We start from the raw sequence: 10,597 nt of genomic DNA, 5'->3' as shown, positions 1-10,597 counted from the left end.
TCTGTCCCGACGGGGCTCGCCTCCGGCATCGCCCCGCCGGGACAGTTAGGCACTCGCGCGACGGCTGAGGTCTTTGAGACAGGCCCTAGTCCGCGCCGGTCGTGCCGCCCGCCTTGTCGGTGTCGCGCTCGGCGAGCTTGGCCAGGCGGGCGTTGTAGGCGGCCAGCTCGTCGTCGCCCGCGCCCTTCTCGCCGCGCGCCGCCGCGCGGTCGGCCCGCCGGTCCTCGCGCTTGGCCTGCCGCTGGTCGTCGAAGAACCACTGGAACGCCAGCACGATCAGCACGATGAACGTCGGGATCTCCCCGAAGCCCCAGGCGATCGCGCCGCCGGTGTGCTGGTCGCGCAGGACCGACACGGCCCACTCGGGGTGCACGGCGGTGTACCAGCCGCGCGCCAGGGGCTGGCCGAGGTTCATCAGCGCGATGCCGAAGAACGCGTGGAACGGCATCGTCACGAACAGCAGCAGGATGCGGCCCGGGTAGGGCAGCTTGCGCGGCGCCGGGTCCACGCCGATCAGCACCCAGAAGAAGAGCGACCCGGCCGCGAAGAAGTGCACCATCATCGCGATGTGCCCGAGGTGGTTGCGCATGGCGGCCTCGAACAGCGGCGTGAAGTACAGCGCGAAGGTGCTGGCCACGAAGATGATCGTCGCGACCGCCGGGTGCGCGATGAACGCCACGTACCGGCTGTGCAGCAGCGCCGTCAGCCACTCGCGCGGCCCCCGGTCGCCCCGGATCCTGGCGGGCCGCAGCGCGCGCAGCGCCAGCGTGACCGGCGCGCCCATCACCAGGAAGATCGGCGTGAGCATGTTCAGCACCATGTGCTGCACCATGTGCACGCTGAACAACACCGGCGCGTACCGGGCCACGCCGGTCTGGGTGACGATCACGATGCTGAGCAGCCCGACGAACCAGGCGACGGTCCGCATGACCGGCCAGGAGTCGCCGCGCCGCCGCAACCGCAACACCCCGGCCAGGTACACCCCGGCCAGCACGATCACCAGGGTCGCGAAGAAGAAGTCGAAGGTCCACAGCGTGGCCAGCCGTCCGGGCGTGATCGCCGGGGGCATGTCGTAGCCGATGAGGGCCTTGACCGGGCTCTCCTCCTCGGCGGGGGCGGGCGGCGCGGTGCGGGCCAGCGCCACCGCCAGGCCCATCGTCGCCGCCATCACCGTCACCTCGACGGCCGCCAGCCGGGTGAACGCCCACGGTTTGCGCTCGGCCAGCGCCGGGAGCGTGCGGCCCCGGTGCCACCAGCCGAACCAGCCCAGCACCGCGAAGAACACGATCTTGCCGAGGGCCAGCCGCCCGTAGTCGGTGTTCACCATCTCGGCCGGGTCGGGCAGCCGGGCGATCACGTTGACCAGGCCGCTCGCGCCGACCACAACGTAGCACCACAGCGCCATCCGGCTGAACCGGTCGGCCATGACGTCCAGCCGGGCGCGGCCGCCCAGCGCGTGCGCGCCCAGCACCGCCAGGCCGCCCACCCACGGCGCGACCGCCAGCACGTGCAGCGCCACGCCGGTCACCGCGACCGAGTGGTTGGCGGCCGAGGCCGAGTGGCCGGTGAGCGGCGGCGGCAGCAGCGCGGCCATCGACAACACCAGCAGCCCGGCGACGCCCGCCGGGGCGACGGTGGTGCGCGCCAGCAGCGCCACCACCACCGTCAGCAGCACCACCAGCATCAGCGCGGTGCCCTGCGGGAGCTGGCCCACGTAGCTGCTCAGCTCGCTGCCGGTGACGACCTCGCCGACCGGCTGGCCGAGCACGTCGGCGACGGTGAACACCAGCGTGGCCGCCGCGGCGGCGGCCCAGGCGGCCGCCAGCCACGACGCGGCCCGCACGTACCCGACGGCGGCCGCCGACAGGCGCGCCCCGCCCCTGCCGCCCTCCAGGGGCAGCAGCGCGAAGCCCGCCAGCAGCGCGCCCACCGTGACGGCGGCGCCCAGGTCCATCAGCAGCCGCGAGACCGGCAGCCCCCAGCGCGTCACCGCCCCGGCGTCGCCGAGCCCGGGGATCACCTTCTCGGCGACCGCGCCGCCCAGCACCAGCCCGGCGACCATGACGCCGATCGCGGCGGCCAGCGCCACCGCCGCCGTCCGCACCACGCGCGGCAGGCCGCCGGACACCGTGCCCTCACTCACCGCCGGTCACCCTCATTCGCCCTTGCCCGCCGGGTGCTTGCGCTTGGCGCGGAACACGATCACCAGGCCGATCACGATGCCGATCAGCACGCCGCCGCCGACCATGACCCACACCAGGCCGGAGCCGGAGTCGTCGGACTTCTTCTCGGCGGCCTTCTTCCCGGCGGCGGGCTCGTCGGTGGTCTCCTCCAGCGGCCCGGTCTTCTCCTCGACCGGCGAGTCCGACTTGGCCTCGGCGGTCTCCAGGTTCCCGCCGCCCGGCGCCTCGCCGCCCTCGGCGGTGAAGCTCAGGTCGGTCTTCTCGATACGGTGCCCGTCCTCGCCGACCACCGCGTAGGAGACGGTGTACTCGCCGGCGGGCAGCGGACCCGCCAGCTTCTGCGTGACGTTCGGGCCCTGCCGCACGGCCTCGCCCTGCTGGAACTCCTTGCCCTGGACGTCCTTGACCAGCACCTTCGCGACGCTGATCTTGTCGCTGAACACGAGCTTGACCTCGGAGACCGAGGCGGCCGTGGCGTCCTTGCCGGGCGTGCTGCTGACCAGCCGCGTGTGCGCGAGCGCGGGCGCGGCGAACACCATGCCGAACGCCGTGACGAGGGCGGCGAGCAGGCCGAGGCGGCGCAGCGGCGACCGCAGTTTGTTGATCATCATGGGAGGCCGGAAATCTCCAGAATAGGTTTGAAGGGCCTCACCTACCCTACTGAGAACGCGCCGTGGGCAGGCCCGGGGGCGGAGAGCCCGCCTTCCGGACGCGCACTGACCGATGGATCACAGGGTGTCGAGGGTGTGGGTGCGGCCGTGTTCCTCGAACTTCTTGCGCAGGTCCGCCGCCTGGGCCTGGGTCAATGGCTCGTAGGTCAGGGTGCGGGTGGGGCGCCACCAGATCGTGGGCCGTTCCCCTTCGGCTTCGGTCCAGTGGGCTCGGCGTAGGGGGCGTTTGTCCACTTTGCCGGTCGCGGTCAGCGGCATCGCGGGGACTGTCCGGACGAAGCGGGGTGCCCATTTGGTGCCCAGGTCCGGCTGGGCCGCCAGGAAGGCCGCGAAGGCCGTCGGGTCGAAGTCGCCGTGCAGTTCCAGGGCCGCCATCACCTGGTCGCCGGTCCGGGGGTCGGGCACCGGGTAGACGGCGCACATCACCACGGCCGGCCAGCGGGCCAGGATGCGTTCGACGGGGGCGGCGGCGAAGTTCTCGCTGTCCACCCGCAGCCGGTCCGCGCCGCGTCCGGCGAAGTAGAAGTAGCCGTCGGCGTCGCGGTAGCCGAGGTCGCCGCTCCAGTAGCGGCCGTCGCGGACACGTTCGGCGTCGGCCTCGGGGTTGTTGTAGTAACCCTCGAACGCGGCGGCCACGTTGAGGCCGACGATCTCGCCGATGGCCTCGTCGGCGTTCAGCAGGCCGCCCGCGGCGTCGAAGCGGGCGGGCGGGCGTTCGGTGCCGGTGTCCGGGTCCAGGATCGCGACCTCGATGCCGGGCTGGGGCACGCCGAGGGCGTCGGGCGGCGTCTCGGGCGTCTTGCGCAGGGAGATCGCGCCCTCGCTGGAGCCGTAGCCCTCGATGATCTGGCAGCCGAAGCGGGTGCCGAAGCGTGCCATGTCCTGGGCCGACGCCTCGGTGCCGAACGCGGCCCGGAGCGTGTTGTCGGCGTCGTCCGGGGCTTCGGGGGTGGCGAGGACGTAGGCCAGGGCGCGGCCCACGTAGTTGAAGTAGGTCACGCCGTGGCGGCGCACGTCGGGCAGGAAGCCCGACGCCGAGAAGCGGCGGCGCAGCACCACCGTCGCCCCGGCGTGCACGGCCATCGCCAGGTTCGCCATGACGGCGTTGCCGTGGAACAGCGGCATCGCGCAGTAGGTCACCGCGTCGCGGGTGATCGTCATCTGGGCGGCGCGTTCGGCGATGGCGGCCAGCCGTCCCTGGCTGCACGCCACCGCCTTGGGCGCGCCGGTGGAGCCGGAGGTGAACAGCAGCAGCAGGCGGTCGGCGGGGGTGAGGCCGGTGAGGTCGGGCGGGGGCGGGTCCGCCGGGAGGGCGGCGGCGTAGGCCGGGGTGTCGGTGAGCAGGACGCGGCCGGGCGGGACGCCGGTGTCCAGGCCGTCGAGCAGGGGCGCGTGGGCGGTGTCGGTGACGATCAGGTCGCAGTCGGTGTGCCGGATGTCGGCGGCCAGCTCCGCGCCGCGCCGGGTCGGGTTGATGCCGACGGCGGTGGCGCCGGACAGGGCCGCCGCGCCGATCCAGAAGACGTGCTCGGGCACGTTCTCCAGCAGCATCCCGACGTGCCGGGGCCGGTCCGGCGGCTCCGGGCAGAGCTCCGGCGGCAGTGCCGCCCTGGCCGAGGCCGCCGCGACGACCTCGGCCCAGGTGTGGGTCCGCTCCTCGAAGCGCAGCCCGGTGTGGTCGTCGGCGGCCCGGTCCAGCAGCAGTTCGGCGAAGATCGCGTCCGGCACGCCGCGAGCGTGTCACCCAAACGGTCGCTTGGTCAAGAGCAGCCGCAGTCGCACCCGCAGTCGTCGCAGCAGTCGCAACAGTCGCAGCACTCGCAGCAGCCGTCGCAGCTCCCGTCGCAGTGCCGGCTGCACCAGCACCGGTCCGAGCAGTCGGCGGTGTAGTGGGCGCTCCACTCCGGCTGCCACAGGCCGCAGGTGGCGCACACCGCCGACCCGGTGAAGCACGGGACCGGGAAGCCGGGGCGCGGGGGACGCACGCCGTGCCGGGCCTCGGGCGCGCTCGCGAAGGCGCGCTCGACCGAGCGGCGCACCTCGCGGTCCAGCAGGGCGCGCACCAGCTTCCGGTCGGCCAGGTCCAGGTCGGCGACGGCGAGCCGCAGGCCGTGCAGGGCGTCGTCGCAGTGCCGGCGGGCCTCGGCCGGGGCCGTGCCGGTGGCGAGCAGCGGGTTGAACGCGCCCGCCGCCCCGTCCTCGGCGAGGTCCTCGACGGCGTCGAGCAGGTGGGCGAGCCGCCCGAAGAAGCGGCCCGCCTCGGCCAGCGTCTCGGCGTTGTGCTCGCGGCCCGCCAGCACGGCGGTGTGCGCGAACACGGCCGCGACGGCGGTCTCGGTGGGCTCGGTCAGCTCCAGCAGGCCCAGCCCGCCCGCGCTCTCCAGCAGCGGCTGCCGGGCGACGGCGTCGCGCAGCACCGCCGGGTCGAAGCCGACCGACGCGCCGGTGGCGGCCCCGGCGGCGTCCCAGCGGTCGGCCATGCGCCCGGCGGCGGCCGCGACCAGGCGGCGGGCGTACGGGCCGTCCCCGTCGGCGACGTGGTCGCGGGTGCGGCCCGCCGCCAGCAGCAGGGACGCGGCGGCGGCGAGCCGCGCGCCGTCGGCGCGGGCCGCTACCACCCGCGCGCCCTTCATGCCGCGCAGCGCGCACGGCCCGGCCTTACGGCGCGGCGACCGGTCCGGGGCCTGCGCCTCCACCAGCACCGACACCAGCAGGCCGTCGTAGTTGGTCACCAGGCGGGCGGCCTGGCCGTGCTCGGACCGCAGGGTCAGGCACAACCCGCACAGGTGCGCCATCCAGTCCTCGAACAACGACCCGCACAACACGTGGCGGCAGGGCCGGACGACACCGAACATTCAGGACTTCTCCCCCGCTCGACGATCGCGACATCATGCCACTGACGCGATCACCGGCGGGGCGGTTCCCCGGCGCTAGACCCCGACGCAGGTCAGCGCGCGCCGGTAGGCCGCCATCCGGGGCTCCTCCGCCTCGGTCTCGGCCAGCAGCTCGGCCAGGTCGAACCACGCCTGCGCCGCCTCCCGGGAGGACTCCATCTCCTCCAGGCAGGTGGCCGCGCGGGTCAGCGCCTCGACGGCGCGGTCCCGGTCGCCGCGCCGCACGCACGCCTCGCCGAGCGCGGTGAGCGCCGCGGCGGCGGCCCGGCGCGGCTCCTCCCCCAGCAGCTCCAGCGCCTCCTCGGCCAGCGCGACCGCCGCGCCGGGACGGCCGAGCGCGTTCTCGGCGCGGGCCAGCTCGGTCAAGCACTGCGCCACGTCGATCTCCCCGGCCGACCCGGAGTTGATCTCGGCGCGGACGCGGGCCAGCAGGTCGCGGGCGTGCTCGGCCTCCTCGGGCCGGGCGCGCAGCAGCAGCCCGGCGTAGGCGACCCGCAGCCGGGCGAGGTCGCGCTGGTCGACGCCGCCGCCCGCCAGCATCAGGGCGCGCTCGGCGAGCGCGACGCCCTCCTCGTACTCGCCGCGCACCTCGGCGACGTAGGCGGCCTCCCAGTAGGCGGCGGTGCGGGCGCGCGGGCCGCCGACGCGCTCGGCCCGCTCGACGAGCTGGGCGGCGAGCTGGTGGGCCCGCACCAGGTCGCCGCGCTCGATGAAGGCGGCCAGCAGCGCCGCGCCCAGGTGCACCGCGGCGTCGGTGGAGTCGGCGCCGGTGGCGATCAGGTGCCGCAGCGCCTCCTCGGCCACCGCGACCCCGGCGCTGGTGTCGCCGCGCTCGCGCAGGCAGCGGCTGAGCGCCACGTGCACCCGCGCCCAGTGGTCGAGGTCGGCCTCGGCCGACGCCTCGGCGGTCAGCGCGCGCAGCTCGCCGATCGCCTCGGCGAGCTCCCCGGCCGCCTCCAGCGCCAGCGCGTGGCCCCAGCGGGCCTGGTGCAACATCTCCGGCAGCGCGACGGCGTCGGCGCTGGCCAGCACGTCGGCGAACCGGGCGCGGGCCTCGCCCGCCGCGCCGTTGCGCAGCGCGATCTCGGCGTAGTCCAGCGTGACGCGCAGCTCGTCCACCACGTCCTCGCTGACCCCGCTGACCAGGTAGGTCGCCGAGCAGTTCAGCTTGGCCGCCAGCAGGTCGATGACGCTGGGCGCCGGCACCCGCTTGTCGCTCTCGATCAGCGAGATGTAGCTGTCGGACAGCTCGGGGAAGGCGAGCTGGGCCTGGCTCACCCCCTGCCGGATGCGCAGCGCCCGGATCCGCTGTCCGAGAGTCTCCCGATCCATCCTGTGACCACCCTCTACGAGGTCCTCGCCGGGCGCACGGCGCGCAGGGCGAGGAAGAAATCGACTCGATCTTCCAGTGTGCCCAGATCCCGCCCGGTGAGTTCCTCGATTCGCCGAATCCGGTACCTCAGGGTGTTCACATGGACGTGCAGCCGCGCCGCCGTCCGGCTCCACGAGCCCGAGCAGGCCAGGAAGACCTCCAGCGTGCGCACGAGGTCGGAGTTGCGTCCGGCGTCGTAGTCCTCCAGCGGGCCGAGCAGCTGCTCGCGGAAGGAGGAGCGCACCGGCTCGGGCACCGAGGCCAGCAGCAGCGCGTACGAATCGATCGCGCCACCGGCCGCGCCCGCCAACTCTCGCATACGCACCACGGCAGGCTATAGCGGGTCGCATCCGGCATGGAGCAGGAGGGGGGCGCGGCACGCCCCTTTCCGCCCACCCCTCCTGCTCCGCGCCGTGCTCGCCTCCTGCTGTACTTACGCCATGACTGTGTCCACCCACGTCCTCGACACCCAGGTCGGCCGCCCCGCCGCGCGCATGGCGGTGCGCCTCGACCGCCACGAAGGGGACACCTGGCGCCCGCTGGCCGAGGGCGAGACCGATGGCGACGGCCGCTGGAGCGTTCCCGAGGCGAGCGGCGGCGCGGGCCCCTACCGGCTGCGCTTCGGCACCGGCCCCTACTACGCCGCGCTCGGCACCGCGACGTTCTACCCCGAGATCGCCGTCATCTTCACCGCCGCCGACTCCGGCGAGGACCACCACGTGCCGCTGCTGCTGAGCCCGTTCGGCTACTCCACCTACCGGGGCAGCTGAGCGGCGGCCCCCGGCGCCGCGCACAGGGCGGCGGCAGGGCACCTGAGCAGCCGAAACGGCGGCGTCCCCGCTAGCGGCACACCGGTTCGCCGGTCGCGGAACACGGGCAGTTAATCTGTGCTCGCCATTTTTCGATCACGACTGCTCACGGTCGCACCGCTGAATCCGGAGTCCGCCTGATGTCGCACGCCACGACCGCCGAACCCCAGGACACGCCGCCGCCCCCCGAGGGCTCCGCCGGCCCGCTGGACCGGTTCTTCGACCTCACCGGCCGCGGCACCACCGTCGCCCGCGAGCTGCGCGGCGGGGTCACCACGTTCTTCGCGATGGCCTACATCATCCTGCTCAACCCGATCATCCTGGGCGGGGCCAAGGACGTCACCGGCGCGACGCTGTCGATCCCGCAGCTCACCACGATGACCGCGCTGTCGGCGGCGATCGCCACCGTGGTGATGGGCCTGGTCGGCAACACCCCGATGGCGCTGGCGGCCGGGCTCGGCATCAACGCGGTGGTGGCCTTCCAGGCCGCGCCGGTGATGACCTGGCCGCAGGCGATGGGCCTGGTGGTCATCGAGGGCGTGATCATCGTGCTGCTGGCGCTGACCGGCGTGCGCGAGCTGATCATGAACGCGATCCCGCTGGCCCTCAAGCACGCCATCGCGGTCGGCATCGGCGCGTTCATCGCCCTGGTCGGGCTGGTGGACGCCGGGTTCATCACCTCCAGCGCGACCTCCCCGCCGCTGGCCCTCGGCGTCGGCGGCAAGCTCTCCACCTGGCCCGCGGTGGTGTTCGCCTTCTCGCTGGTCCTGATGATGGCGCTGTACGTGCGCAAGGTGCCGGGCGCGATCCTGATCAGCATCGTCGCCGCGACCGCGCTCGCCATCATCATCCAGACCAACGCCTCTATCCCCGCCCAGGGCAAGGGCTCGTGGGGCGTGGTCACCCCCGAGCTGCCCGACAGCTTCTTCGCGATGCCCGACTTCGGGCTGTTCGGCCAGGTGGACCTGTTCGGCGGCTTCGGCCGCGCCGGGTTCATCACCGCGCTGGTGGTGCTGTTCACCCTGGTCCTGTCGGGCTTCTTCGACGCGATGGGCACCATCCTCGGCATCAGCGACGAGGCGGGCCTGGTGGACGAGAAGGGCCAGGTCCCCGGCCTCGGCCGCATCCTGACCGTGGACGGCGTCTCGGCCGCCTTCGGCGGCGTCACCAGCTCCTCGGCCAACACCGTGTTCGTGGAGTCGGCGGCGGGCGTCGGCGAGGGCGCGCGCACCGGCCTCGCCAACATCGCCACCGGCGCGCTGTTCACCGTCACCCTGTTCCTGACCCCGCTGGCGGCGGTGGTGCCCGCGCAGGCCGCCGCGCCCGCGCTGGTACTGGTCGGCGCGCTGATGATGGCGCAGGTCGCCAAGCTGGACTGGGACGACCTCGGCATCGCGATCCCGGCGTTCCTGACCGTGGTGTTCATGCCGTTCACCTACTCGATCACCAACGGCATCGGCGCGGGCCTGGTGTCCTACGCGCTGATCCAGGCCGCGCTCGGCCGCTGGCGCAACGTGAACTGGCTGTTGTGGATCGTGGCCGCGATCTTCGTCGTGTATTTCGGTTTGAACGTCGTCGAGGAGGTTCTGGGTGTCAAATAGTGCCGACATGGCGTAAGCAGAAGGTAGGGCCTTACCTCCTGGCCGGCCCCCCGGCGTGAAAGGCGTGGCTGTGGCGTCCGCGGACGATCATCTGGACCCTCCCCGGCACGGTCACGTCCTGCTCGCGCCCGGCCGCTTCGGCGGGGCGCTGAGCGCCCCGGCCGTCGCCCGGCACCTGGCCGCCGGGCTGCGCCGCGCGCGGCCCGGCGTGCCGGTGGTGGAGCTGCCGGTCGCCGACGGCGGCGAGGGCACCGCCGAGGCCGCCATCGCCGCCGGGTGGCGGCGCGTGGAGGTCCGGGTGTGCGGCCCCACCGGGCATCCGGTCACCGCCGCGCTGGCGCTGGACGGCGACACCGCCGTGGTGGAGCTGGCCGAGGCGTCGGGGACGCGGCGGCTGCCCGACGGGCGGCCGCACCCGCTGTCCACCACCAGCCTGGGCACCGGCCAGCTCCTGGCGCACGCGGTGCGGCTGGGCGCCCGGCGCATCGTGCTGGGCCTCGGCGGCGGGGCCTGCGCCGACGGCGGCGCGGGCCTGGTGCAGGGGCTCGGCGGGCGGCTGCTGGACGCCGCCGGCAAGGACCTGCCGCCCGGCGGGGCGGCGCTGCGCGCGCTGCACGCGCTGGACCTGCGCGGGCTGCCCGACCTGTCCCGCCTCGAAGTGATCATGGCGGGCGACGACGCCGGGCCGCTGCTGGGCCGGGGCGGCGCGGCCGCCCTCCAGGCGACGGCAGGGCCCGCGGCCGGGCCGGGGGCGCGCCGAGGCGCGGGCCGGGAGGAGATCCGGGCGCTGGACGCGGGGTTGCGCCGCTGGGCCGACCTCGCCGAGTCGGCGGCCCGCCGGACGGCCCGCGACCGCGCGGGCGCGGGTGCGGCGGGCGGGGTGGGGTTCGCGGCGCTGACCTTCCTGGACGCCAAGCCCGAGCCCGGCCTCGGCCTCATGCTGGACCTGCTGGGCTTCGCCCGCAAGGCGCGGGGCGCGCACCTGGTCGTCACCGGGGAGGGCGCGCTGGACGTGCGGTCGCTGCGCGGCGGCCGCGCCCCGGCCGGGGTGGCGCGCGCCGCCGCCC

The 10,597-nt window shown here is 74.5% G+C and carries 8 protein-coding genes and 1 pseudogene; 3 read left to right on the top strand and 6 right to left on the bottom strand.

What is annotated here, in order from left to right:
* Window positions 1–85: 85 nt before the first annotated feature.
* From AH6_RS38100 to AH6_RS38075, 6 genes and pseudogenes are all read right to left on the bottom strand, one after another.
* On the bottom strand, window positions 86–2,143 hold the full coding sequence (locus AH6_RS38100; protein ID WP_307190411.1) for a bifunctional copper resistance protein CopD/cytochrome c oxidase assembly protein: 2,058 nt from the start codon (window positions 2,141–2,143) through the stop codon (window positions 86–88).
* A 12-nt stretch (window positions 2,144–2,155) separates the two neighbouring features.
* A complete protein-coding gene (locus AH6_RS38095; protein ID WP_067490488.1) occupies window positions 2,156–2,794 on the bottom strand; it encodes a copper resistance CopC family protein in 639 nt (212 codons plus the stop codon).
* 117 nt (window positions 2,795–2,911) lie between these two features.
* Window positions 2,912–4,582, bottom strand: a complete 1,671-nt coding sequence (locus AH6_RS38090) for an AMP-binding protein (protein WP_174555158.1) — start codon at window positions 4,580–4,582, stop codon at window positions 2,912–2,914.
* A 32-nt stretch (window positions 4,583–4,614) separates the two neighbouring features.
* Complete coding sequence (locus AH6_RS38085; RefSeq protein WP_067490485.1) at window positions 4,615–5,709, bottom strand: DUF5685 family protein; 1,095 nt, start codon at window positions 5,707–5,709, stop codon at window positions 4,615–4,617.
* A 75-nt stretch (window positions 5,710–5,784) separates the two neighbouring features.
* Window positions 5,785–7,080, bottom strand: coding sequence for a helix-turn-helix domain-containing protein (locus AH6_RS38080; protein WP_067490483.1), 1,296 nt, complete (start codon window positions 7,078–7,080; stop codon window positions 5,785–5,787).
* 14 nt (window positions 7,081–7,094) lie between these two features.
* Window positions 7,095–7,442: pseudogene (locus AH6_RS38075) on the bottom strand (PucR family transcriptional regulator); the annotation flags it as partial.
* Window positions 7,443–7,560: 118 nt separating this feature from the next.
* On the opposite strand from AH6_RS38075, the gene uraH reads away from it, so the two are divergent.
* The 3 genes from uraH to AH6_RS38060 form a co-directional block, all read left to right on the top strand.
* A complete protein-coding gene (gene uraH, locus AH6_RS38070; protein WP_067490477.1) occupies window positions 7,561–7,890 on the top strand; it encodes a hydroxyisourate hydrolase in 330 nt (109 codons plus the stop codon).
* A 179-nt stretch (window positions 7,891–8,069) separates the two neighbouring features.
* Complete coding sequence (locus AH6_RS38065) at window positions 8,070–9,530, top strand: NCS2 family permease (protein WP_067490471.1); 1,461 nt, start codon at window positions 8,070–8,072, stop codon at window positions 9,528–9,530.
* Between the two features lie 70 nt (window positions 9,531–9,600).
* Window positions 9,601–10,597, top strand: a 997-nt coding sequence (locus AH6_RS38060) for a glycerate kinase (RefSeq protein ID WP_083983862.1), incomplete at its 3' end; no start/stop codon positions are given.

The organism is Actinomadura hibisca NBRC 15177 (genome assembly GCF_001552635.1).
GTDB classification, from domain to species: domain Bacteria; phylum Actinomycetota; class Actinomycetes; order Streptosporangiales; family Streptosporangiaceae; genus Spirillospora; species Spirillospora hibisca.
This window is presented reverse-complemented; position numbering and strand designations above follow the sequence as displayed.

What these genes read in the sequence shown, in the direction of transcription:
- AH6_RS38095 (WP_067490488.1), bottom strand. Translation starts at nt 2,794, where the DNA reads ATGATGATCAACAAACTGCGGTCGCCGCTGCGCCGCCTCGGCCTGCTC.
- AH6_RS38085 (WP_067490485.1), bottom strand. Translation starts at nt 5,709, where the DNA reads ATGTTCGGTGTCGTCCGGCCCTGCCGCCACGTGTTGTGCGGGTCGTTG.
- AH6_RS38080 (WP_067490483.1), bottom strand. Translation starts at nt 7,080, where the DNA reads ATGGATCGGGAGACTCTCGGACAGCGGATCCGGGCGCTGCGCATCCGG.
- uraH (WP_067490477.1), top strand. Translation starts at nt 7,561, where the DNA reads ATGACTGTGTCCACCCACGTCCTCGACACCCAGGTCGGCCGCCCCGCC.
- AH6_RS38065 (WP_067490471.1), top strand. Translation starts at nt 8,070, where the DNA reads ATGTCGCACGCCACGACCGCCGAACCCCAGGACACGCCGCCGCCCCCC.